Annotated in this window: 12 protein-coding genes; 10 read left to right on the top strand and 2 right to left on the bottom strand. The window is 64.0% G+C overall.

Annotated features, from left to right (window positions below):
- Positions 1–324: 324 nt before the first annotated feature.
- From LDZ26_RS14225 to treY, 7 genes are all read left to right on the top strand, one after another.
- The gene (locus LDZ26_RS14225) at positions 325–3723 is read left to right on the top strand and encodes a maltotransferase domain-containing protein (protein WP_244849812.1); all 3399 of its coding nucleotides are present in this window, start codon (positions 325–327) and stop codon (positions 3721–3723) included.
- Positions 3724–3815: 92 nt separating this feature from the next.
- Positions 3816–7208 (top strand): maltose alpha-D-glucosyltransferase, encoded by a 3393-nt coding sequence (treS, locus tag LDZ26_RS14220; RefSeq protein ID WP_244849811.1) that lies wholly within the window; start codon positions 3816–3818, stop codon positions 7206–7208.
- Entirely contained in the window at positions 7201–9429 is a 2229-nt protein-coding gene (gene glgB, locus LDZ26_RS14215) for a 1,4-alpha-glucan branching protein GlgB (RefSeq protein WP_244849810.1), read from the top strand. The genes treS and glgB overlap by 8 nt, the downstream gene beginning before the upstream one ends.
- An 829-nt stretch (positions 9430–10258) precedes the next feature.
- Positions 10259–12484 (top strand): glycogen debranching protein GlgX, encoded by a 2226-nt coding sequence (glgX, locus tag LDZ26_RS14210; protein WP_244849809.1) that lies wholly within the window; start codon positions 10259–10261, stop codon positions 12482–12484.
- A gap of 81 nt (positions 12485–12565) precedes the next feature.
- Entirely contained in the window at positions 12566–14473 is a 1908-nt protein-coding gene (gene treZ, locus LDZ26_RS14205) for a malto-oligosyltrehalose trehalohydrolase (RefSeq protein ID WP_244849808.1), read from the top strand.
- The gene (malQ, locus tag LDZ26_RS14200; protein ID WP_244849807.1) at positions 14470–16677 is read left to right on the top strand and encodes a 4-alpha-glucanotransferase; all 2208 of its coding nucleotides are present in this window, start codon (positions 14470–14472) and stop codon (positions 16675–16677) included. The genes treZ and malQ overlap by 4 nt, the downstream gene beginning before the upstream one ends.
- Positions 16674–19622, top strand: coding sequence for a malto-oligosyltrehalose synthase (treY, locus tag LDZ26_RS14195; protein ID WP_244849806.1), 2949 nt, complete (start codon positions 16674–16676; stop codon positions 19620–19622). Before malQ ends, treY begins: the two co-directional genes overlap by 4 nt.
- Before the next feature lie 39 nt (positions 19623–19661).
- Here the strand turns inward: treY and LDZ26_RS14190 are convergent, their stop codons facing one another.
- Together LDZ26_RS14190 and LDZ26_RS14185 are read right to left on the bottom strand one after the other, a co-directional pair.
- Positions 19662–21023, bottom strand: coding sequence for a hemolysin family protein (locus LDZ26_RS14190; protein WP_244849805.1), 1362 nt, complete (start codon positions 21021–21023; stop codon positions 19662–19664).
- 61 nt (positions 21024–21084) lie between these two features.
- Positions 21085–22203 carry a sensor histidine kinase gene (locus tag LDZ26_RS14185; RefSeq protein WP_370650715.1) on the bottom strand — a complete coding sequence of 373 codons (1119 nt, stop codon included), beginning with the start codon at positions 22201–22203 and terminating at the stop codon, positions 21085–21087.
- A 714-nt stretch (positions 22204–22917) separates the two neighbouring features.
- Between LDZ26_RS14185 and LDZ26_RS14180 the strand changes: the two genes are divergently transcribed.
- The 3 genes from LDZ26_RS14180 to LDZ26_RS14170 all read left to right on the top strand — a co-directional run bounded on the left by LDZ26_RS14180 (position 22918) and on the right by LDZ26_RS14170 (position 26357).
- A complete protein-coding gene (locus tag LDZ26_RS14180; RefSeq protein ID WP_244849804.1) occupies positions 22918–24183 on the top strand; it encodes a flippase in 1266 nt (421 codons plus the stop codon).
- Positions 24184–24446: 263 nt separating this feature from the next.
- Positions 24447–24626, top strand: a complete 180-nt coding sequence (locus tag LDZ26_RS14175) for a hypothetical protein (protein WP_159835836.1) — start codon at positions 24447–24449, stop codon at positions 24624–24626.
- 579 nt (positions 24627–25205) lie between these two features.
- Positions 25206–26357 carry a glycosyltransferase gene (locus tag LDZ26_RS14170; RefSeq protein WP_244849803.1) on the top strand — a complete coding sequence of 384 codons (1152 nt, stop codon included), beginning with the start codon at positions 25206–25208 and terminating at the stop codon, positions 26355–26357.
- Positions 26358–26362: the final 5 nt, after the last annotated feature.

The raw sequence follows: 26362 nt of genomic DNA, 5'->3' as shown, positions 1-26362 counted from the left end.
CGAAAGCGTCGCCGTTGCGCCGGGGGCGGCACGCAACATGCTCCCAAGCCCGTGCAATGCCCGCAGGAAATCCCTTCTGGGACCGTGGCGCCCACCGGCGAGCGCGACCAGGCGGCAGCTGCGCTCGATGCATGGTGCACACGAGACGCGACCGGGACTTGCGCCGCTCGACGGCGCGGCGGTGTCCCACGGTTCGCGCCGCGCAATGCGCGCCATGCGGCGTAACGTGCGGACCGGCTCTTCAGCCAGTTTGACCCGTGAGCGTGATCGCGATTGGTTGCCCGCATCCCCGCCACCGCAGGACGACTCTGGAAAAGACGAACGATGGAAAACCATCAAGCTCATCATGCGTACGCACCCCGTATTTATTTCATCGATCCCCTGCTCGTCGGCCCGCTCTCCAACTGGCCTGCCCAGTTCGAGCACGCGGCGGCGCTCGGTTTCGATCATGTCCTGATCGGCTCTCCGTTCGTGCCCGGCAGCAACGGGCATCGCGAGGCCGTCGCCGATCATCATCGCCTGCACCCTGTCTTCGAATGCGACACGAGCGCCGCGGACGGCCTGCGCCAGCTCGCCGACGCCGCGAAAACGCATGGCCTGACGCTGCTCGTCGATATCGTGATCAACCGCGTGAGCGCGGAAGGCGGTCTGTATCAGGACAACAAGCACTGGTTTCAGCCGTTCGAGAGCGCGGATGCGCGGCTCGATCCGCGTCGTCCGCCGCAACAGCGCGACGTGGCCTACGCCAATTTCGCCGATGGCGAAGCCGCGCATCAACTGACGCAGTGGTGGGCGCGCGAGTTGAGCGTGATCGCGGATGCAGGCATCGGCGGCTTCCGCTTCGACTCGCCGCACGCGGTGCCGGCGCATGTGTGGCGGCGGCTCGGGGCCGCGGTGCGGGAAAAGCATCCGCAGACGCGCTGGCTCGCGTGGACCGTCGGCGTATCGCGCGATGACTTGCGCGCGCTCGCCGATGCCGAGTTCGATGCCGTCTTCGCCTCGACGCGCTGGTGGGACTTCAAGGGCGCCTGGCTCGTGGACGAGCACGCGGCGCTTTCGCGCATCGCGCCGCCGGTCTCCTTCCCGGAGGAGCCGTTCGGCACGCGCCTGATCGCGGACCTGAGCGATACGAGCGATACCGCGCTCGTCGAACGCGCATATTGCCGCGCGCTTTATACGGCCACCGCGCTCGGCACGGGCCTGCTGGTGCCGATGGGCTTCGAATACGGCGTCGGCTTGCCGATGTCGCAGCAGTACGGCGTCGCAGCCGAGTATCAGCGCGCGAAAAGCGAGGCGCGCATCGACCTGTGCGAGCAGATCAAGCGCGCCAACGGATTGCAGCGCGATACCGCGACGCTTTCCGATGTCGGCGAACTGCGCTCGCTGACGGGCGCGGGCACGCCCTACGCCGCGCTCATTCGCGCCGCCGGCGGCGACTTGCGCGACAGCGATTCGGCGGTGCTCATCGTCGTCAATCCGGATCTGGTGGCACCGGTCCATGTGGACACGCGGCATCTGCTGGAAGGCGTGCCCGGCAACTACACGCGCTTCGCGCCGCTCGGCGACGCGAACGCCCCGGCGGAGCGCCTCGCGGCGTTGTCGCTGAAAGCCGGCGAAGTGCGCCTCTTCCGCGCGGAAGCCGAGCCGTTCATTCTGCTCGCGCAGCCGCAAGTGAAGCGCGGCGCGAAGACCGCCGACAAGAAGTCCGTGAACGAAGCGATCACCGCGCCGCGCGTGTCGATCGAAAGCGTGACGCCTTCGGTCGATCACGGGCGCTTTCCGGCCAAGCGCATCGTCGGCGAAGCGGTCGAGATTCAGGCCGCGATTTTCGCGGAAGGTCACGACAAGATCGCGGCAGCAGTGCAATGGCGCGCCGCCGACGAAACCGAGTGGCACGAAACGCCGATGTCGCTCGTGCTTCCGCTCGGCAACGACTTGTGGACGGCGCGCATTCCGCTCGATCGCGTGGGACGTCACGAATTCGTGGTGATGGCGTGGCGCGACGACTTCGCGTCGCTCGTCGATCACATGCAGAAGAAGCTGAAGGCCGGGCAAACGGTCGAACTCGAACTCGAAGAAGCCAAGCACCTGTTCGCGCTGATCCTCGCGGAAGTGAAGACCGTCGAGGACTCCGACAGCGCGCCGCTCGAAACCATCGTCAAGGAATTCACGAAGGCCGAGCCCGAGCGCAAGCTGGAACTGGTGCTGTCGCCCGCGACGGCGAAGGCGGTGGCGGCGGCGCGGCACCGGCCGTTCCTGTCGCGCGATCCGGTCGTGTATCGCATCGATTCCGAACGTGCGGCTGCGCGCTTCGCAAGCTGGTACGAGATCTTCCCGCGCTCGATGAGCGACGACGAGAACCGTCACGGCACGTTCATCGACGTGATCGGCAAGATGCCGCGCATTCGCGAGATGGGCTTCGACGTGCTGTATTTCCCGCCGATCCATCCTATCGGCACGGCGAACCGCAAGGGCAAGAACAATTCGCTGACGGCCGAGCCGGGCGACGTGGGCAGCCCCTACGCGATCGGCGCGAAGGAAGGCGGCCACGATGCGGTGCATCCCGAGCTCGGCAACTTCGACGACTTCAAGCGCATGCTCGAAGCCGCGCATGAACACGGGCTTGAGATTGCGCTCGACTTCGCGGTGCAGTGCTCGCCGGATCATCCGTGGCTGAAGGAGCATCCGACATGGTTCGCGTGGCGGCCCGACGGCACGCTGCGCTATGCGGAGAATCCGCCGAAGAAGTATCAGGACATCGTGAATCCGGACTTCTACGCGCAGGACGCGAAGCCCGAACTGTGGATCGCCTTGCGCGACGTGTTCCTGCATTGGATCGCGGCGGGCGTGCGTATTTTCCGGGTCGATAATCCGCATACTAAGCCGTTCCCGTTCTGGGAATGGGTCATCGGCGACGTGCGCGCGCGTCATCCGGATGTGATCTTCCTTGCCGAAGCATTCACGCGGCCGCGCGTGATGAACCGGCTCGCGAAGCTCGGCTTCTCGCAGTCGTACACGTACTTCACGTGGCGCGAGACCAAGCGCGATTTCCTCGAATACATGCACGATCTGACGCAGACCGATGCCAAGGATTACTTCCGGCCGAACTTCTTCGTCAACACGCCGGACATCAATCCGCGCTTCCTGCAAAGCTCGGGGCGTCCCGGCTTCGTGATTCGCGCCGCGCTCGCCGCGACGCTTTCCGGGCTGTGGGGCGTGTACAGCGGCTTCGAATTGTGCGAGTCCGCCGCGCTTCCGAATAGCGAAGAGTATCTGGATTCCGAGAAGTATCAGTTAAAGGCGTGGGACTGGAACCGGCCCGGCAATATCGTCGGCGAAGTGACGGCGCTCAACCGCATTCGACGCGCGAATCCCGCGTTGCAGACGCATCTCGGCGTGAACTTCCTGCCCGCGCATAATGATCACATCCTGTTCTTCGAGAAGGCCAACGCATCGCGCGACAACGTCGTGCTCGTCGCGATCAATCTCGATCCGTTCAACGAGCAAGGCGCGGATATCGAACTGCCGTGGCAGACGCTGGAACGCTGGGGCGTGCGCGAAGGGGACGCCATCGCGGTCGAGGATCAGATGACGGGCGAACGTTTCGAGTGGCGCGGCCGGCGTCAGCATGTGCGGCTCAACCCGCATTCGCTGCCCTTCGCGATCTGGCGCATCTCGCCGACGTGGGGTCTGCCGAAGCCTTCGCCCGACGGAGAACGTTAATTGCGACATGGTACGAACGAGCAGCGAACGTCAGTGACGATAGCGAACCGATAACAGCGCGAGAAGCGCCTACAAGAGTACTGGAGCAAACCGTGGATACAAGGGTGAAGCGCAGCAAGAAGTCGTCGACTCTCAGCGACGATCCGCTGTGGTACAAAGACGCGATCATCTATCAGGTGCACATCAAGTCGTTCTTCGATGCGAACAACGACGGCATCGGCGACTTCCCGGGCTTGCTCGCGAAGCTGGATTACATCGCGGAGCTGGGTGTCGACGCCATCTGGCTGCTGCCGTTCTATCCCTCGCCACGCCGTGACGACGGTTACGACATCGCCGATTACCGCAACGTGCATCCGGACTACGGCACTATTGCCGATGTCAAACGCTTCATTCAGGAAGCGCACGCACGCGGCATTCGCGTCATCACGGAGCTGGTCATCAATCACACGTCGGACCAGCATCCGTGGTTTCAGCGCGCACGCCGCGCAAAGCCGGGATCGAATCACCGCAACTTCTACGTGTGGTCCGACACCGACAAGAAGTACGAAGAGACGCGGATCATCTTTATCGACACCGAGCCTTCGAACTGGACGCATGATCCCGTCGCGGGTCAGTATTACTGGCACCGCTTCTATTCGCACCAGCCGGATTTGAACTTCGACAATCCGGCCGTGATGAAGGAAGTGCTGCAAATCATGCGCTTCTGGCTCGACATGGGCATCGACGGTCTGCGGCTGGATGCGGTGCCGTATCTCGTCGAACGCGAAGGCACCAACAACGAGAATCTGCCCGAGACGCACGCCATCCTGAAGCAGATTCGCGCGACCATCGACGCCGAGTATCCGAACCGCATGCTGCTCGCCGAAGCGAACCAGTGGCCGGAAGACGTGAAGGAGTACTTCGGCGACGAAGACGAATGCCACATGGCGTTCCACTTCCCGCTGATGCCGCGCATCTACATGTCGATTGCGAGCGAGGACCGCTTCCCGATCACCGACATCATGCGGCAGACGCCGGACCTCGCCGAAACGAACCAGTGGGCGATCTTCCTGCGCAACCACGACGAACTCACGCTCGAAATGGTCACGGATTCCGAGCGCGATTACCTGTGGAACACGTACGCGAGCGACCGCCGCGCGCGCCTGAACCTCGGCATTCGCCGGCGTCTCGCGCCGCTGATGGAACGCGATCGCCGCCGCATCGAACTCATCAATTCGCTGCTCTTTTCGATGCCGGGCACGCCCGTCATCTATTACGGCGACGAGCTCGGCATGGGCGACAACATTCACCTCGGCGACCGCGACGGCGTGCGCACGCCGATGCAATGGTCGTCCGATCGCAACGGCGGCTTCTCGCGCGCCGATCCCGAACAACTCGTGCTGCCGCCCGTGATGGGCTCCCTCTACGGCTACGACGCGATCAACGTCGAAGCGCAAAGCCGCGACCCGCATTCGCTCCTGAACTGGACGCGCAAGATGCTCGCGGTGCGCCGCTCGAAGCATGCGTTCGGACGCGGCACCATTCGCTTCCTGAAGCCGAGCAATCGCAAGATTCTCGCGTATCTGCGTGAACTGAAGGGCGAGCCGCCTATTCTCTGCGTCGCGAATCTTTCGCGCGCGCCGCAAGCGGTGGAGCTCGATCTGTCGGAATTCGCGGGCTCCGTGCCGCTCGAAATGACGGCGGACCAGCCCTTCCCCGCCATCGGTCAGCTGACCTATCTGCTGACCTTCCCGCCTTACGGCTTCTTGTGGTTCCAGCTTTGCCCCGGCAACATGCGCCCCGCATGGTCGCAGGCACCGTCGGAGCAGTTACCGGAGTTCGTCACCATGGTGATTCGCGCAGGGCAAACGGGACCGACGCCCGAGAACGTGCGTCTGCTCGAATCGGAAGTGCTGCCGAGCTATCTCAGCAAGCGCCGCTGGTTTGCATCGAAAGATCAGCAGCTGCATGCGGTGCGCCTTGCCGCGCTCACGACCATAGAAGGCGCGGGCTTCGCGTTCACCGAAATCGAAGCGGACGTCGGCGATCACACCGAACGCTACGTGCTGCCGCTTTCCATCGCGTGGGGCACGGAAACCACGTCGCCGCTCTACATGCAGCTTGCGCTCGCGCGGGTGCGGCGCGGCCGCACGATCGGGCACATCACGGATGCGTTCGCGGTGCCGCAATTCACCTACGGCATCTTGCAGAAGCTCGCGCAGCGCGCCGTGGTGCCGACCGTGCAGAAGAGCGAGATTCGCTTCTTGCCGACCGAACGCTTCGCTACGCTCGACATGAATCCCGCGTCGCCGCCCGAGATTCGCTGGCTCGCGGCGGAACAGAGCAACAGTTCGCTCGTGATCGGCGACAAGATCGTGCTGAAGCTGGTGCGGCGCGTGGTCGGCGGCATTCATCCGGAAGCGGAAATGAGCCGCTATCTGACGAAGCTCGGCTATGCGAACACCGGCCCGCTGTATGGCGAAGTGGTGCGCGTCGATCCGCAAGGCGTGCCGCATACGCTCGTGATCTTGCAAGGCTTCGTCGACAATCAGGGCGATGCGTGGAATTACGCGCTCGACTATCTGCGCCGCGTGGTGGACGAGCTTGCGGTCACGGTCGATACCGAAGAGAGCAAGCCGGATCACAGCGCGCAACTGAACGGCTTCGAAGGCTACGGCAACATCATCGGCATCATCGGCAAGCGGCTGGGCGAGTTGCACGTCGCGCTCGCCACGCCGACCGACGACGAAGCGTTCTCGCCGCGCCGCGCGACGGCCGAAGACGTGCAAGGCTGGATCGACGGCACGCTGCAACTGCTGACGAGCGCGCTCGATATCCTCGCGCAGAAAATCGGCGGCTTCAACGAGCACGACCGCTTCCTCGCGCAAAGCCTGCTGGACCGCCGCGAGAAGCTGATCGAAGCGGTGAAGCAACTGGTGACGGCCGACGCCGATGCGCTGTGCATTCGCATCCACGGCGACTTCCACCTCGGCCAGGTGCTGATGGCGCAGGGTGACGCGTATCTGATCGACTTCGAAGGCGAGCCTGCGCGCACGCTCGAAGAGCGCCGCAGAAAGACGAGCCCGCTGCGCGACGTGGCCGGTCTCTTGCGTTCGCTGTCGTATGCAAGCGCGGCCGCGCAGCCGACCACCGAAGCCGCGCCCGCGCAAACGGCCGACCGCAAGCGCGCGCTGTTCGAGCGCATGCGCGCCGTCGCGGAAGAGAGCTTCATGCGGCAGTACCGGGAAGCGATTGCGTCGTCGCCTGAGCCGATTGCGGACGAGAGCGCCTTGTCCGCGCTGCTCGATCTCTTCTTGATCGAGAAAGCCGCTTACGAAATCCGCTACGAAGCGGCGAACCGGCCGACGTGGATCGGTCTTCCGCTGCGGGGCCTCGCGTCGCTCGCGAGCCGTCTGCTCGGCGACACGGGCGAGCCGCCCGCGCCCGGCACGCGCCCCGTGTTCGATGCAAACAAGGACAATCCGGATGGAACTCACCATGAATAACCGTAGCGATCCGGGAGCGGATACGAGGAATCCGGCCCACGGCCTGAATCCGCTCGACATCGATGCGCTCGTCGAGGCGCGGCATCCCGATCCGTTCTCGATGCTCGGCCTGCATCAGACCGAGCACGGCTCTGTCGTGCGCGTGTTTCTGCCGAACGCGGCCGGCGTGAGCGTGCTGGATGCGGGCAGCGGCGAGCCGCTCGGGACGCTCACGCGCATTCACGATGCGGGTCTTTTCGCGGGATTCATCGAGCGGCCCACGGCTTACCGGCTTCTGATCGACTGGCACGGCACGCCGCAGGAAACGCACGATCCGTATTCGTTCGGCCCCGTGCTCTCGGATGACTGGCTGCATCGCCTGTCGCAGGCGGACCCGTATGCGGTGCTCGAGTGTCTCGGCTCGCGGCCGATCACGCATGGCGGCGTGGCGGGCGTGCGCTTCGCGGTGTGGGCGCCGAATGCGCGGCGCGTGTCGGTGGTCGGCGACTTCAATACGTGGGACGGACGCCGTCATCCGATGCGTCTGCGTCATAACGCGGGCGTGTGGGAGTTGTTCATTCCGGGCATCGGCGCGGGCACGCGCTACAAGTACGAGATCGTCGCGCGCGAAGGCTACACGCTGCCGCTGAAGGCCGATCCGTGCGCGATGCAAAGCGAGAAGCCGCCTTCGACGGCATCGGTGGTGGCGGATGCGGATGCCATCGACCATTACGCATGGACCGACGGCGAATGGATGAACTCGCGCGCCGGCAAGCAGACGCCTCAGGCGCCGATCGCGATATACGAAGCGCATGCGGAATCGTGGCTGCGCGTGCCTGAAGAAGGCAATCGCGGCATGAACTGGCATGAGCTCGCCGAGCGCCTCATTCCGTACGCGAAGGGCATGGGCTTCACGCATATCGAGTTCATGCCGGTGGCGGAGCATCCGTTCGGCGGATCGTGGGGCTATCAGCCGCTCGGGCAGTTCGCGCCGTCCGCGCGCTTCGGCACGCCGGAGCAGTTCGCGGAGTTCGTGAACCGCGCGCATGAGGCGGGGCTCGGCGTCATCATCGACTGGGTGCCGGCGCATTTCCCGAACGACGCGCATGGTCTGATTCAGTTCGACGGCACGCCGCTCTATGAGCACGCCGATCCGCGCGAGGGGTATCACCAGGACTGGAACACGATGATCTACAACCTCGGCCGCAACGAGGTGAGCGCGTTCCTGATCGCATCGGGGCTTGCGTGGCTGAAGCGTTATCACGTCGATGGCCTGCGTGTCGATGCGGTCGCGTCGATGCTGTATCGCGACTATTCGCGCAAGGCGGGCGAATGGGTGCCGAATATCTATGGCGGCCGCGAGAATCTGGAATCGATTGCGTTTCTGAAGCGGCTGAATCAGGAAGTGCGGCACATTCCGGGCGCGATCACGATTGCGGAAGAATCGACGGCGTGGCCGGGCGTGACGGCGAGCGTGGATAGCGGCGGCCTTGGTTTCGACTTCAAGTGGAACATGGGCTGGATGCACGACACGCTGCACTACATGCAGGAAGACCCGGTGTACCGGCAGTATCACCATCACCTGTTCACGTTCGGCATGGTGTACGCGTATTCCGAGCGCTTCGTGCTGCCGCTCTCGCACGATGAAGTGGTGCATGGCAAGGGATCGCTCATCGGCAAGATGCCGGGCGACCGCTGGCAGAAGTTCGCGAATCTGCGCGCGTATTTGAGCTTCATGTGGACGCATCCGGGCAAGAAGCTGCTTTTCATGGGCGGCGAGTTCGGCCAGGTCGCGGAGTTCAATCACGATCAGTCGCCGCACTGGCATTTGCTCGATGACGCGATGCACGGCGGGCTTCAGAAGCTCGTGCGCGATCTGAACCTGCTCTATGCGCATGAGCCCGCGCTGCATAAGCTCGATAGCGATCCGCGCGGCTTCGAGTGGATTGTCGGCGATGACAACGGCAATAGCGTGTTTGCGTTTCGGCGTACGGATGCCGAAGGGCGCGAACTCGTGGTCATATGCAATATGACGCCGGTGCCGCGGCAAGGGTATCGCGTGGGGTTGCCGCGCGGCGGGCGCTGGAGTGAGATCCTCAATTCGGATGCGGCCATTTATGGCGGGTCCAATATGGGCAATGGCGGCGTTATTCATGCTGATGACCATGCCAGTCATGGGAAGCAGCATTCTGCTGCACTGACTTTGCCTCCTTTGGCTGTTATCGTTTTGCGGGCTGATTGAGTTTGGCTTTAGCTTTTGCTTTGCGGCTCTCTTCGGGGAACTTGTTTTCGTGTCGGTCTATTGGCGTTGCCCCTCCCCGGGGCGGGGGTCACTTTCTTGGCTGTCGACCAGAGTAGGCGCTTTAGCGCCGTACTCTGGTCCCATGCAAAGAAAGTAACCAAAGAAAGCAGCTTTTTTCTGGGCCCGCAGCACCGAAGAGGTAGTCACTTCGCAGAGAGACCGTGGCACTCAGTTGGAAACAACCTTGAATCACCTTCCACGCCCGCTGAGCACCACGTCCTCCGAGCCCCTTGGCTCGTTAACACCAACGTGCGTTTGCGCGTGTCGCATGGAAGAAAGAAGTGCCTGTGTCGAACTACGTCGCGTGCTTGTCCGGGTTCAGCGCGGGCAGCGTCTGTCGCGCGGATTCCACTCCAGGCGCTGGAGGCAGTCGCGTGCTCGACGGATAAGCCTGGGCAACGTGAGAAGAAGGACATGAGCGATGTTCCCGAAGGTTTTGACGAGCCAAGGGGCTCGGAGGACGTGGTGGTCAGCGGGCGTGGAAGGTGATTCAAGGCTGTCTCAAACTGAGTGCCAAGGTTTTTCTACGGAGTGACCACCTTGTTACTGCTGCGGGCCCAAAAAAGCTGCTTTCTTTGGTTACTTTCTTTGCATGGGACCAGAGTACGGCGCTAAAGCGCCTACTCTGGTCGACAGCAAAGAAAGTGACCCCCGCCCCGGGGAGGGGCAACGCTAATAAACCGACACGAATACAAGTTTCACGACGAAAGAAGACCCGCAGAACCCCGCAAAACCAAGCACCCCTGAGCGAAGCTCAAGAAAACCAATTATGCCGAACGCACTCCCCGAAAAGTTGCTCCCGGGCGCTCCGTACCCGCTCGGAGCCAACTGGGACGGTTTGGGCGTCAACTTCGCCGTGTTCTCGTCGAACGCGCACCGCATCGAGGTGTGTCTCTTCGACAGCACCGGCCGCAAGGAGCTGATGCGCTTCGACCTGCCCGAATGCACCGACGAAATCTGGCACGGCTATCTGCCAGGCGCGCATCCCGGCACCGTGTACGGCTTTCGCGCGCACGGGCCGTATCAGCCGCAGCACGGGCATCGCTTCAATCCGCACAAGCTGCTGCTCGATCCGTACGCGAAAAAGCTCGTCGGCCCGTGGCGATGGTCCGATGCGCTCTTCGGTTATCGCGTGCATTCGAACCGGCTCGACATGTCGATGGATCGCCGCGATTCCGCGCCCGCAATGCCCAAGTGCATCGTCACCGACGACGCCTTCGACTGGTCCCGCGACGTGCGCCCCGATACGCCCTGGGGCGAAACCATCATCTACGAAACGCACGTGCGCGGCGCATCCATGCTGCGCGGCGATATCCGTCAGCACGAACGCGGCACGTTCGCGGCGCTCTCCTCGCCGTGGTTCATCGAGCACTTGCAGAAGCTCGGCATCACCGCCGTCGAGTTCCTGCCGGTGCACGCGTTCCTGAACGACCGCTTCCTCATCGAGCGCGGCCTGCGCAACTATTGGGGCTACAACACCGCCGCGTTCTTCGCGCCCGAGCCCACATATCTGTCCACGCATCGGCTCAACGAAATGCGCATCGCCGTGCGGCAACTGCATGCGGCAGGCATCGAAGTCATACTCGACGTCGTCTACAACCACACATGCGAAGGCAGCGAACTCGGGCCGACGCTGTCGTGGCGCGGGCTCGACAACGCGAGCTACTATCGTCTGATTCCCGGCGACGAGAGGCATTACATCAACGAGACCGGCTGCGGCAATACCGTGAACCTCTCGCATCCGCGCGTGCTGCAAATGGTGATGGATTCGCTGCGCTACTGGTGCACGGCGTTCAACATCGACGGCTTTCGTTTCGATCTCGGCGTCACGCTCGGGCGCGAAGGTCATGGCTTCGATCCGGGCTCCGGCTTCTTCGACGCCATCCGGCAAGACCCGATCCTCTCCACGCGCAAGCTCATCTCGGAGCCGTGGGATATCGGCCCGGACGGCTATCAGGTCGGCAATCATCCGCCGGGCTTCGCGGAATGGAACGACAAGTTCCGCGACGGCGTGCGGCGCTTCTGGCGCGGCGACGCCGGCATGCGGCCCGATCTCGCCGCGCGTCTCACGGGCTCGGCGGAACTCTTCAACCGGCGCTTTCGCAAGCCCTGGGCGTCGGTCAACTTCGTCGCGTCGCACGACGGTTTCCCGCTCGCCGACGTGACCGCCTATACGCACAAGCACAACGAAGCGAATCAGGAAGGCAACAACGACGGCCACAACGAGAACTGCAGCGCGAACTGGGGCGTGGAAGGCCCGACCGACGACCCGAAGATCCTCGACATCCGCGCGCGGCTCGCACGTTCAATGATCGCGACGACGCTGCTCTCGCTCGGGACGCCGATGATCTTGGGCGGCGACGAATTCCTGCGCACGCAGCGCGGCAACAACAACGCGTACTGTCAGGACAACGAGTTGTCGTGGATGGACTGGGAAGCGGCGCAAAGCCCGCGCGGCGTGGAGATGACGGAGTTCGTCGCGCGCGTGATCGCGCTGCGCAAAAAGTACCCGGTGCTGCGCGAAACGCGCTTTCTCTACGGCGACCGCGAAGTGCTGCCGGGTCTGTACGACGTCAGCTGGTTCGACGAACGCGGCAACGCGCTCGCCATCGAAGCGTGGCAGGACCCCGAAGGCCGCGCGTTGACTTTGCGGCGCGCCGGGCCCGGCATCGACAGTGAAATCGACGTCATCCTCATCATGATCAACGGCTCCGCGAGCCCGCTCGCGTTCGCGCCGCCAGCGCCGCACTTGGAATGGAACGTGCTGCTAGACAGCGCGGAACCTGACGCCGTCGAACGGCCGCTCGTGGGCACCGAACTGCAGCTGGAAGCGCACAGCATCGTCGTGCTGCTGGCGCAGCCCTCGGGCCAAGCGGACTGGCAGGCTGTCTGGATGGCGGGCGCGCATCAGGGCCCGCGACTTCTGACCGCGCTGCCGCCGGACCCCGGCACGTTGCCGTCGAACCGGCCACACGAGACCGATTCGACGCAGTAGCGCCACGTCGGACGCACGACGTCGAGGCTCGCGCGGCACGCTCCACCGTAGGCAATGCGACAAGCAAACTGGCACTCAATCATGTCCGAACGTCCGATCGATCCTCATCAGCATCACCACGCGCATTGCCTTCCTTTCGGCGCGCATCTCACCGGCGCGGCGGGCGACAATCCGCGCACGCGCTTTCGCTTCTGGGCGCCTTCGCGCGACCACGTTCAAGTGGAGATTCAACGCCCCGGCAACACGACGCCCGACCTCGTCGACATGCAGGCAGCGGGCGACGGATGGTTCGAAGCCGAAGCCGATGGCGGCGCGGGCACGCTGTATCGCTATCGTCTGGATGCGGACCTCGCCGTGCCCGATCCGGCCTCGCGCTTTCAGCCGCAGGACGTGAACGGCCCGAGCGAAGTGGTCGACCCGCGCGCCTATCGCTGGACGAATACCAACTGGCACGGCCGGCCGTGGGAAGAGACCGTGCTCTACGAGTTGCACGTCGGCGCGATGGGCGGCTACGCGGGCGTCACCGCGCGCCTGCCGGAACTCGCGCAACTCGGCGTCACGGCCATCGAACTGATGCCGCTCAACGACTTCTCCGGCACGCGCAACTGGGGCTATGACGGCGTGCTGCCGTACGCGCCCGATTCGGCGTATGGCCGTCCGGAAGAACTGAAGCAGCTGATCGACACCGCGCACGGCTTGGGTCTCATGGTCTTTCTCGATGTCGTCTATAACCACTTCGGCCCGGACGGCAACTATCTGCACGCCTACGCGAAGACCTTCTTCCGCGAAGGCGTGAACACGCCGTGGGGCCCGGCGATCGACTTCGAACGTCCGCAAGTGCGTGACTTCTTCTTCGACAACGCACTGTACTGGCTCAACGAGTACCGTTTCGACGGCCTGCGCCTCGACGCGGTGCACGCCATCAACGACGACGAATGGCTGCGCGAACTCGCGGACCGCGTGCGCAGTTCCGTGGAAGCGGGACGTCACGTGCATCTGGTGCTTGAGAACGAGCACAACACGGCGAGCCTGCTCGAGAACCACTTCAACGCGCAGTGGAGCGACGACGCGCACAACACGCTGCACGTGCTGCTCACGGGCGAAAACGAAAGCTACTACGGCGCGTATGCGGAGGAGCCCATTCAAAAGCTCGCGCGCGTGCTGTCCGAAGGCTTCGTGTATCAGGGCGATCCGTCGCCGATTCACGACGGCGCGCCGCGCGGCGAGCCGAGCGGTCACTTGCCGCCCACGGCCTTCGTCATGTTCCTGCAGAATCACGATCAGGTCGGCAACCGCGCGATGGGCGACCGCCTGCGCGCGCTGACCGACGACGAATCGCTCTATGCGGCCACCGGCCTTCTGCTGCTGTCGCCGCAGATCCCGATGCTCTTCATGGAAGAGCAATACGGCTCGAAGCAACCGTTCCTGTTCTTCACCGACTATCACGACGAACTCGCCGACGCCGTGCGCGAAGGACGTCGCAAGGAATTCGCGAAGTTCTCCGCGTTCACGGATGAAAAGCGCCGCGCGCAGATTCCCGATCCGAACGACAAGCGCACCTTCGAGATGTCGTCGCCGAACATCGCGAACAAGGAAGACGAACTCGATCGCCTCGAATGGCTGCATTTCTATCGCTCGGCGCTGACGGTGCGGGCGAAGCTCATCACGCCGCGTCTGAAGGGCGCGAAGGCGCTCGGCGCGAGCGTGCTCGGCGAGAAGGCGCTCGTCGCGCGCTGGAAGCTCGGCGACGGCGAGACGCTCACCATCGCGCTGAATCTGGCGGATGCGCCCGTCGCGCTTTCCGATGCACCTTCCGATGCACCCCAGGGCAAGGTGATCTTCGAGACGCCGCCGCGCGCGCAGGATCGCACGGCAGAAGGCGAACTGAGCGGCCGCACGTTCGTCGCGTGGCTGACCGGCGAAGTGAACGAATACGCGACCGCGCACGACGCGCGCCGCTTCGAACCGACTGAAGGACAACGCTCGTGACCGCCGCGAATCAAGGCCAAAGTGAGCGCCCGCGCTCGTCGATCGAAACCCTCGCCGAGCGCGCGGGTTTCGAAGTCGAGTGGCAGGACGCGCACAAGAAGACGCAGCGCGTGCCGGAAAACACGCTGCGCATCCTGCTCGAAAAGCTCGGCCTGCCGTGCGGCAACGCCACGCAGATCAAGCAAAGCATGGCCGCCATCGATGCCGAAATGAGCGGCCGCAAGCTGCCGCCGCTCATCACGGCGGAAGTGGATGGCGGCATCGCGCTGCCCGCGGCGGCGGCGAAGTCGGGTGCGCGTTATCGCGTCGAACTGGAGAACGGCGAGATCATCGACGGGCGCTTCACGTCGCCCAAAGGCGAAACCGCGCTGCTCGCGCCGATTGCCGAGCCGGGCTATCACACGCTCGTCATCAACGACCATCGCACGACGCTCGCCGTCGCGCCGACGCGCTGCTATACGGTCGATGACGCATGGCGCGCGTTGCATGACGACGCCGACGACACTGAAGGCGCGCCGCCGCTCTGGGGCATCGCCGCGCAAGTGTATGGCTTGCGCCGCAACGGCGACGGCGGCGTGGGCGACTTCACCGCGCTCGCATCGCTTGCGACGCAGGCGGCCAAGCAAGGCAGCCACGCGCTCGCCATCAGCCCGATGCACGCCATGTTCACCGCCGAGCCGAACAAGTGCAGCCCGTACTCGCCGTCGTCGCGGCTTTTTGTGAACATTGCGCATATCGATCCGGCCGCCGTGCTGGGCGCACCGGCTGCGCGCGCCGCGATCGAGAAAGCCGGCGTCGCCGATGAACTCGCCGCGCTCGAAGGACTGCCGCTGATCGACTGGCCGCGTTTGATGCAAGCGCGCGTGGCCGTGCTGCGCGCCCTCTTCGACGGCTTCTCGCAAGACGACGATTCGCCGTTCGCGAAGGACTTCACATCGTTCGTCGAGAAAGGCGGCCGCGCGCTCCTGGACCACGCGCGCTTCGAAGCGCTGCAAGCGGAACAGATCGCGCAGAACGGCGAAGGCCACTGGCGCAACTGGCCCGATGAACTGCGCGACCCGCGCAGCGAAGCGGTGGCTGCATTCGCCGAAACGCATCGGCGCGAAGTGGACTTCTATCTCTTCACGCAATGGCTCGCGGCCAAGGGACTCGCGCACGCCCAGCACGCCGCGCGCGATGCCGGCATGGCGGTCGGTCTCGTGGCGGATCTCGCCGTCGGCTGCGATAGCGCGGGCAGTCACGCGTGGTCGTATCGCGACGACATGCTGACCGGCGTGTCCGTCGGTGCGCCGCCCGACCTCTTCAATCAGGCCGGGCAATCGTGGGGACTCACGACGTTCTCGCCGCGCGCCATGCGCATGCAGGGCTTCGTCGCATTCATCGACATGCTGCGCGCTGCGTTCGCGCACGCGGGCGGCATCCGCATCGACCATATTCTCGGGCTGCGCCGCCTCTGGCTCGTGCCCGAAGGCGAAAGCGCGAAGGACGGCGCGTACCTGCGCTATCCGTTCGAAGACCTGTTGCGGCTGATTGCGCTGGAATCGTGGCGGCATCGCGCGATCGTGGTCGGCGAAGACCTCGGCACCGTGCCGCCTGGCTTCAGCGAGCGCTTGCAGGAGCAGGGTTTGCTAGGCATCAGGGTATTATGGTTCGAACGTGCTCAGGACGGCGAAGGATTCAAGCCGCCGGGCGAATGGAGCGATGGCGTGACGGCAACGACGACGACGCACGACCTGCCGACCGTCAACGGATGGTGGCGCGGCGAAGACATCGAATGGCGCTCGAAGATCGGCCAGACGATGGCGCGCGCCGATGGCCGCGATCCGGTCGAGGCGGCGATGGAGGAGCGCGGCGTGGATCGCGGGCATCTGTGGCAGGCGTTTCAGGAAGCCGGCATCGCGCCGAAGGACGTGCCGCCGCCTTCCGTCGACAACGCGCCGGTGGACGAGGCGTTGGCCTTCGTCGGCATGACGCCCGCGCCGCTCGTCACGTATCCGCTCGAAGACCTGCTCGGACTCGTGGAGCAGCCGAATCTGCCCGGTTCCATCGACGAGCATCCGAACTGGAGGCGGCGTCTCGCGCTGCCGGTGGACGAGATGATGAACGACGATGCGTTCCGCGACCGTCTGCTCGCCGTCGATTCAGCCCGCAAGCGCGCCGTGCGCCCTGACAACTCAGACACACCCAAATCCGAAACACCATGACCGTACCGCGCTCCACGCTAAGGCTTCAGCTTCACAAGGACTTCACCTTCGACGACGCCGCCGCGCAAGTGGACTATTTCGCGTCGCTCGGGGTGAGCCACGCGTATGCGTCGCCGATCACGACCGCGACCTCCGGTTCCACGCACGGCTACGACACCGTCGACTACACGAAGGTCAACCCCGAGCTCGGCGGCGAGGAAGGCCTGCGCCGCTTCGTCGAAAAGCTGCGCGCACATGACATGGGCTTGATCGTCGACGTGGTGCCGAATCACATGGGCGTCGGCGGATCGGAAAACGCGTGGTGGCAGGACATCCTCGAATGGGGACGACACGCGGCGCATGCGCGCTTCTTCGACGTCGACTGGCACTCGCCCGATCCCGCGCTGCGCGGCAAGGTGCTCGCGCCGTTTCTCGGCGCGGCCTACGGCGAAGAGCTGCAAGGCGGCAAGATCAAGCTCGCGTATCGTCAGGAGGAAGGGCGCTTCGTCATCGAGTATTACTCGCATGTGTTCCCGGTGTGTCCGGTGGATTACCCCGCCGTGCTTCAGGAAGCGCCCGAGCTTGCGCAACGCTTCGCCGGCCTGACGACGCAGCCCGTCGATCAGCCGCGCGCCGCCGACGCACGCAAGGCGCTCGTGACCATTGCGAACACGGAAGGCGGCCGCGCCGCGATCGAAGCGGTGCTCGCCGCGCATTCGCCGCAAACGCCGGCGGGCCGCGAGCGTCTGCACCGGCTGCTGGAGCGCCAGCACTATCGGCTCGCATGGTGGCGCACGGCAGCGGACGAAGTGAACTGGCGGCGCTTCTTCGACGTGAGCACGTTAGGCGGCGTGCGCGTCGAGCGGCCGGAAGTGTTCGAGGCATCGCATGCGCTGATCTTCCGGCTCTTCACCGAAGGGCTGATCGACGGCGTGCGGATCGATCACGTCGATGGTCTCGCCGAACCGCGCGAGTATTGCCAGCGCTTGCGCGCGCGGCTCGAAGAATTGTCGGCGGAGCGGCCCGAAGCGTTGCGCAACGGCAATGGCCACACGTATTTCGTCGTCGAAAAGATCTTGGCGCGCGGCGAGCCGTTGCGCCGCGACTGGCAGGTGGATGGCACGACCGGCTACGACTTCATGAACGACGTCGGCGCGCTCCTGCATGATCCGGCGGGCGCGGAGCCGCTTGCCAGGCTGTGGGCCGAACTGACTGGCAAGAGCAGCGAATTCTCGGACGAAGCGCTGATCGCGCGCCGCAAGATCCTCGCGGAGAATTTGTCGGCGGAGCTGGATCGCGTGACGCGGGCGCTGCATCGCATTGCACGCGATGCGCAGACCACGCGCGACTACACGTTCACGTCGATTCGCCGCGTGGTGGCGGAACTCGTCCTCCATTTTCCGGTGTATCGCATCTATCCGGTCGGCGGCGTGCGCAGTCCCGAGGACGAGCGCTACTTCTCGAAGGCACTAGAAGCCGCGCGCGCGTCGCTGGCGAGCGCGGATCACCAGATACTCGATCAGGTCGCGCAATGGCTCGGCGGCAAGCTGCCCGACGACGGCGCGCAGCACGAGCGCGGCGACAGGAACGACCGTCAGCGGGATCGCGCGGCCGAACGCAATCGCGAGCGCAATCACGCGCAGGTCCATGCGGCTCAAGGCCAGAATCCGAACCAGAGCCCGCAGGCATCGGCGGGATCGCAGCGGCGCGCGGCGCAGACCTTGTTCTCGCAACTGACCTCGCCTGTCGCGGCGAAGGCGGTCGAGGATACGGCGTGCTATCGCTACGGCCGCCTCATTTCGCGCAACGAAGTGGGCGCCGATCCGGGCGAGTTTTCGCTGTCGCTCGAAGAGTTCCACAAGGCCAATCGCGAGCGCCTTGCAAGCTTCCCGCACGCGATGCTCTGCACCGCGACGCACGACCACAAACGCGGCGAGGACGTGCGCGCGCGCATCGCCGCATTGAGCGAGATTCCCGACGAATGGGGCGCGACGCAGAAGGCGTGGTCCACGCTGAACGCGCCGTTGCGGCGCGGCCCGAACGGCGGCCACAACGAAACGAGCGACAGCCACGACTGGGCGCCCGGTCCCGCCGCCGAATCGATGCTCTATCAGACGCTCGTCGGCTGCTGGCCGCTCACGCTGTCGCCGGACGACGAAGCGGGCGTGCAGGAACTCGCCGAACGCGTCGCGCAATGGCAGCTGAAGGCATTGCGCGAAGGCAAGCTGCGCACGAGCTGGTTTGCGCCCGACGAGGCGTACGAGCAGGCGTGCCGCGACTTCCTGTTCGATATCGTCGCGCCGCAGCGCCGCAGCGGCTTTCTGCAGGAGCTATCGAAGTTCGTCGAGCGCATCGGGCCGCTCGGCGCCATCGACAGCTTCCAGCAGACGCTCTTGCGGCTCACGTCGCCGGGCGTGCCGGACCTGTATCAGGGCACCGAGCTGTGGGATTTCAGTCTCGTCGATCCGGACAATCGGCGCCCGGTGGATTACGCGCTGCGCCGCAAGTGGCTCGAAGAGATCGACGAAAAAGGACCGCCGTCCGAGCAGATGGAGAACTGGCGCGACGGCCGCGTGAAGCTCGGGCTCGTGCGGCGCGCGCTGGCGCTGCGCAAGCACTGCGAGTGGCTGTTCGCGCAGGGCGATTACGTGCCGCTCACCGTGCAGGGCGAACACGCGAAGCATGTGATCGCCTATGCGCGGCATGCGGGCAGCGCGTATGCGATCGTCGTCGCGACGCGGCATGCGGCGCGGTTGCTCGGCGATAAGCGCGATGTGCCGCTGGTCGAGCCTTCGGTATGGGGCGATACGTCGATCGTGCTGCCGGAAGCGCTGCATTCCCGCGCGCTTTTCGACTGGCTCAGTCCCAACGCGCCGAAGGCCGACGGCGAGCGGCTGTTCGTGCGCGACGTGCTCGGCGTGATGCCGGTGGCGTTGCTCGTCGAGGAAGGCGTTCCAGGCGCCTGATGCCGCGTTTGTCTGCGATGGCCGCTCGCGGCCATCGCATTATTCGGCCCCTTCGAGCGCCTCTTCACGGGGATAGACGCGAACGAGCACGATTCTCGGCCCGTTCATCTTCTTGACGACGATATCGAAGTGGTCGAAGCCCACGCGCTGCCCTTCCGATGGCAGATCGCCCAGCGCGTTGATCACGAGCCCGCCGACCGACTCGGCGCGGCCTTCGTCGATATCGATACCGAGCGCACGCTCCAGCGACACCACCGGCAACGAGCCCTTGCCCATCAGCGTGCCGTCGTCCATGCGCGACCAATCCGCGTCGCCCTGACGGAATTCATCGTGAATCTGGCCGACGAGCGCGCCGAGCAGGTTATCGAGCGTGATGAAGCCGATCGGCTTCGCGCCCTTCCTGCCGACGATGGCGAGATGCGGCGCACCCTTGCGAAAGCGCCGGAAGAGTTCGAGCGCGGACAGATTCGGCGCGACGTACTGCACCGGCCGCGCATAGCGCGCGAGCTTCTCCAGCTTGCTCGCGTCCTTCGTGATGCTGAAGCTGAACGTGCGGCTCGCCAGTCCGCGATCGAGCAACAAGTCCTTCAGATGAACCATGCCGATCACGCGCTCGCCCGAAGCATCCGCATACAGCGGATAGCGGCTGAAGCGATGCCGCGAGATCACCGCGAGATTCTCGCGGGCGGGCAAGTCGTTGCGCAGGCCGACGAGTTCGTGCGCCGGCCGCATCAAGTCGGAGACCGTCATGCGGCTGAAGTCGAGCGAATGCGCAATGGTGTTCCACTCGTCCGCGTTATACGACGACGCGCCGCCATGACGCCGGCCGCGCAGGATCAGCTTGAGTTCATCGGTCGAATATTGGGCGTCGTGGCCGTGCTCGCCGGACATGCCGAAGAGCCGCAGCACGAGATTCGCGCTCGTGTTCAGCACCCAGATGAACGGGTACATGAGCCAGTAAAAACCATAGAGCGGCGTGGCGAGCCACAAGCCCACCTGCTCGGCGCGGCGAATGGCCCACGACTTGGGCGCGAGTTCGCCGACGACGATATGCAGAAACGAAATGACCGAGAACGCGAAGAAGAGCGAGACGGACTCGATCACCTGCTCCGAATGCACGCCGACGAGCGCGAACAGCGGATGCAGCAACGCGGCAAACGCCGGTTCGCCGATCCAGCCGAGCCCGAGCGAAGCCAGCGTGATGCCGAGCTGGCATGCCGAGAGATAGGCGTCGAGCTGTCCGTGCACTTTGGCGAGCAAGCGGCCGGGCAGGCCGTTGGTCCGCGCGATGGCCTTGACGCGCGTCGCCCTCAGTTTCACGAGGCCGAATTCCGCCGCAACGAAAAAACCGTTGAGGGCGACCAACAACAATGCGCCGATCAGCGCGACAACCTGAGCCAAAGCAACTCTCGTCGAAAATGGAAAGCGTCAGTATATGGGCGACAGGTAATCGAAAGTCAACTTACATCCCTGCGACCGCGATACGCACCGATACCACGGCCTCCTGGCCGTCGACGATATTCGCGTGCTCGAAGCCGCCGCCGTGCGCCTCTGCGACGCGCTTGCAGAGCGCGAGCCCCCACGCGATGCGTCCGGCCTCGCGCGGTTCGAGCGCCTGCCTGCGCGCGAACGCTTCGAGCGCGTGCGGCGCCGACGCATCGGTCAGCGCCTGCGCCGATGTCGTGAAGCGGACGTCCGTACGCCACATGCCGCCCTCCATGACGCTCGACACCTGCACGCTCGCGTCGCGCGCGCTCGCTTCCGCGGCGAACGTGAGCATGAGCCACAGCATCTGCGTGAGCCGCTCGGCATCGCCTTCGACCTGTTCTTCGGCCAACGACGACTCCACCCCGAAGGTGATGCCACGCGAGCGCGCGATGCTCGCACGCGCGAGCGCCACGCTCTTGTCGAGGAGCGGTCGCACGGCGACCGGCGCGAGCGACAGCGCGACGGCGCGCGTTTCGGCGCGGGTGGTATCGACGGACTGCTCGATCAGCTTGACCTGCTGCTCGACGCCCGAGCGGATGCCGGTCAGCGCGCGTTGCGCGGCGGGATCTTTCGCGTCGACTTTGCGTTCCAGCACGTAGCCCCAGCTATGTATGGCGTTGAGCGGCCCGCGCAGGTCATGCGAGACGATGGACAACACGTGATCGCGCATGAAGAGCGCGGCCTCCGCCCGAAGATGCGCGATGCGGCCGGGCGCCACTTCCTGCGACGCATCGGCCGACGGGGAGACCACGACCGTCACCGACCCTGCCGACGGCAGCGCGAGGATGCTGAAGCTGCGCGAGGCGGCGTCGTCATCGAACGTCACCCGCGCACGGCTGATGCCGTGACCGGCGAGCGCGGCATCCGCGGCTTCGGCGAGCGCGGCGGCGAGCGGCTTGGGCAGCGGCGTGTCGGCGAGCGCGCGATTCGCGAGGGCCGAGGCATCCAGTTCGAAGAGATGGGCGAAGGTGGCGTCGGCCGAGACGCAGCGCAGGGCCGCATCGAGGACCAGAACGCCGTCGTTTCCTGCGACGACCGGATCGCCGGACTGCGCGCCTGTGCGTTCGACCGTACTTGAGAAAGACGTGGTCACGGTTGTTAGTCCTTGCATGTATCGATGTTGCAGTGGATGACGCTGGAGCGGATGCGTTCCGGTCGCCGATAAGCGCCCTGAGCGATGCAAGCCGTGTGGCCAATCTGTGTAGCCGCGATCTGTGTACTCTATCTGTGTACCCTATCGTCAGCCCATTATATGTGAGCGCCGAACGCACAGCGGTGCGAAGAGCGCCACTGCTCAACCCCGGCTCGCAACCGTTCCCGTTGCGACTGAGCAAACCGCGTGCGTGAGCGCGCACGCCCGTGCGGCTCGCGGGCGTCGTCGAATGTCGACGCACGCGCAGGCTCTACATCACAGCGCTTCGGCCTTTTGCGCAGCATGCATACGCGCGCCGATTCGTTCGTGTGCAAACCCACTGAACAATTCTTTTTTTTCCTGTTAAATACCCATTACTTGTGTCCGCGTCATACTCGTGCCCCTTGGTGCGATACTGAAGCGGACACCGTCATGTCGTTGCATCGTTACCCTCGCATGTCCTTCGCTCACTCGCTGTCAGGCCAAGACGCGGGTGCTTCGCCCTGTATGGCTTACGTCCTGCCGTTGCGAGCCGCGCGTCCGACGAAACTATTCGTCCGATGCGTTGTCTGGCAATGGCTCGCCGAAGGGCGAACATGCACGAGGCACGTATGAGTCAGCATTTTTTGCGTCATCGAAATCAAGCGCAGCACTCAAGCCGGGAAAAATCGCTCAATGGCATCTTTTCGAAAGAACTTCACGATTCTGATGACGTTGCAGGTATCGACCTACCTCGCACCGCTCCTGACGCTGCCATGGCTCGCACGCGTTCTGGGTCCGAGCGAGTATGGCCGGCTTTCGTTTGCGATGGCCTTCACGGCCTATTTCATCACTCTCACGAACTTCAGCTTCTCACTGACCGCCACGCCCAAGATATCCATCAATCGCGATAACCGGGCGGTGCGTTCCCAGATTTTCTGGGAAACCATGTATGCGCAGATCGCGCTCTCGGTAGCCGGCTTTCTCGTACTGCTCGGGTTGACGTTCGTCGTGCCGACGCTCGCGGAGAATCGCCAACTGCTGCTCGTGGGCTTCGGCATGGCCATCGGCTCGATGCTCATTCCCACGTGGTATTTTCAGGGCGTCGAAGATCTGGGCGTGATCAGCGCGCTCGTGTTCGTCGGACGCGCGCTCAGTATCCCGGCGATGTATTTCTTCGTGCGTCATCACGACGACGTGAACAACGCGATGCTCGTGAACACGCTCGTGCCGCTCGGCTCGGGCATCGCGATCTGCATCTACCTCTACTTCCGGCGCGATATCGACTTCGTTCACATCTCGCTTCGGACCGTCATCGATCGCCTGAAAGACGGATGGAGCGTCTTCATGGCGACATCGCTCGTCGACATCTATGCGTCGAGCAACATCGTGTTGTTGACGTTCATCTCGGGCAACGTCGCGGGCGGTTACTTCGCCGCGGCCGACAAGCTGATTCGCGCAGCGCTCAACATGCTGAGACCGCTCAAGACGGCGGCTTATCCGCGCGTGAGCTTCCTCATGCACCATGCACGCGAAGATGCCTTCGCGTTCCTGCGCAAGATGTTCGTCGTGCAAGGCACGATCGTTTCGCTCATCTCCGTGTGCATTTTCTTCGGCGCGCCGCTTGCCGTGAAGCTGCTGTACGGTCCGCAGTTCGGGCCTACCGTCGATGTGCTGCGCTGGATGGCCTTCGTGCCGCTGATGTCGGGCCTGACCGACCTCTTCGGCGTTCAGACCATGCTTCCGCTCGGCATGAAGACGCACTTCAGCCGCGTGCTGATCGGCTCCGCGATTCTGAACTTCAGCCTGCTCGCGTTGCTGGCTGTGCTCTTCGGCGAACAGGGCGCGGCGGCAACCGTCCTGATCGTGGAGACGGCCATTGCCGCAGCCATGGCCTTCACGCTTCATCTCGAAGGCGTGCCCTTGCTGAAGCGTCCCATGACGCCCGGCGGAGCCGGTTGAGAGCTGGCCCGTTTCCTGCGTCCTCACGTGGGCTGTCTGTCTGACAGCCCCGGTTTTCCTTCACACCCCGACTTTTGCCTGCACTGTCCTGCTATAGAACTTTCACGGACGACATGCCAAAGCTGCACGTCGCCCGATGAAGCTTTTGTGTCTTGCCTGCCCGCTACTCCGAAAGTTGCACCGGTGTATGTGGGGCAGCGCACGGACGGCTGACAAATCGGGGCTTATGGTACTAGGTATCAATCCTTATTGTGAGCCGTGGCATGAAACAAGACGACCTATCGTTCGAACGCGTGCAAAGGCTGGTCGAGCGCGCTGAAAATCTGCGTATGCAATCCGCTGCGGTACCGGTCAAGGATCTTCGTATCCTGCTGGACGTATGCGAAATAGCCTTTGCACAACGGACCATGTCCGACATCAAGACAGAACCCGAAGTCAATTGACTTCGACATCATCAGTAAAGTCCGCGTGGGTCGGCCGGCACGGGAATGCGTAGCATGTCCCGGCGTATGCGTGCGAGCAGGCGCTTTTCGCCAGGGCGGTCGTTCGACTGATTGCATGACGAATTGCATGACAAGTGGACTTTACGTTCCGTACGGATTTTTTAGCAGACTCGACAACCCTGATTGCGCGCGATTCGTTTTTGCGTGAACGGGCCTGCGTTATCTGTTCGGAGAGAAGTTGTACCGGACTTGCCTGCTCGGATGAACAGGCGAGCCTGACGGGATGACGCATCTCACGGTTGACCTGGAATTCACGCAAGACAGGCGATACGTTGTAGTCGCATGCGGCGTGCGTGGGGTGCGTTCCGACCGAGTGGTCGAAACCACACTCGGTAAGCGATGCTGCGCGCCTAGTTCTGTTTTTTGTGTTTTCCTTTGAACGTGGATGCGCCCTTGCCGTCAGAGCATGCTGCATATGGCGATGTGTGGTTTACCGACCATTGATAACGACAAGACCGCTGTTCTTCTCCATTGCGATTGCCGCGGGGCGCAGGTAATACGCTATTCGAAGAGTCAAACATGAAAGAGATCGTCCATATAACAGAAGCGTTCGGAGGCGGGGTTCTCTCGATGCTCACCCAGCTTTCCAATCGCGCAGCGGCCGCAGGAGTCGGCGTAACGATCCTTCATTCCATCAGGCAGGAAACCCCAGCGAACTTCGAGAAGCTGTTCCACCCCGCGGTCAGACTCAAGCACGTCAACATGTGCCGCGAAGTGCATCCGAAGAATGATTGCGTCGGCGTGCGAGATCTGGCGCGCGCGCTTCGCGAATGCGATCCGTCGGTCGTGCATCTGCATTCCTCGAAGGCGGGCGTCTTGGGCCGCATCGCTGCGCGCATCGCCGCGCCGCGAGCACGCGTGTTCTATTCGCCGCATGGACTCTCGTTCCTGCGACGCGATGTATCGCCTGCCAAGCAGTTCGCGTATCTCACGTTCGAGCGCATCGCGGCGCGCATGGGCGGGACCATCGTCGCGTGTTCGATGAGCGAGCTGCGCGAGATCGAAACGAAGGTCAGGCCGCCTGACGCGCGGGTGATCGAAAACGGCGTGAACGTAGCTGAGATTCCGCCGCGCATCGAGAAGACGAGCGGCGAGCTCGTCATCGGCATGAGTGGCCGCGCTTCGTACCAGAAGAATCACGAGGCATTCGTGAAGCTCGCGACGGACCTGCATGCGCCATCGGTCAAGTTCCTGTGGATCGGCGGCAATGTCGAAGAACTGCCGGGTCAGTCGGCGAGCGCCGTCACATGCAGCGGCTGGGTGACGCGCGAGCGCGCCCTCGAGCTGACATCGGAACTCGACATCTACGTGCAGACGTCGCGCTGGGAAGGCATGCCTATCGCGCTGATCGAAGCGCAGGTGGCGGGCATCCCGGCAGTCGTCACCGACGTGGTGGGAAACCGCGACGTGGTTCAGCACGGCGTGACAGGCTTCGTCGCGAAGAGCGACGAAGAAATGGAAGGCTACATCGCGCGTCTGCGCGACGATGCGGCGCTGCGCGAACGCATGGGCGCCGAAGCGCGCGCGTCGGCGTGCAAACGCTTCTCGATGGACGCGATCTTCCGCCAGTGGCTCTCGATGTACGAGTTCGGCTCGGACCGTCATTCGCGCGAACCGCTCGGCGCGAATGAAGTGGCATCGTATGAGACGAGCTCCGATTCACAGTTCTGACGCGT

Source organism: Caballeronia sp. SL2Y3 (assembly GCF_022879575.1).
Lineage (GTDB): Bacteria > Pseudomonadota > Gammaproteobacteria > Burkholderiales > Burkholderiaceae > Caballeronia.
The sequence above is the reverse complement of the archived record's forward strand: the minus strand, read 5'-3'. Positions and strand labels throughout refer to the sequence as shown.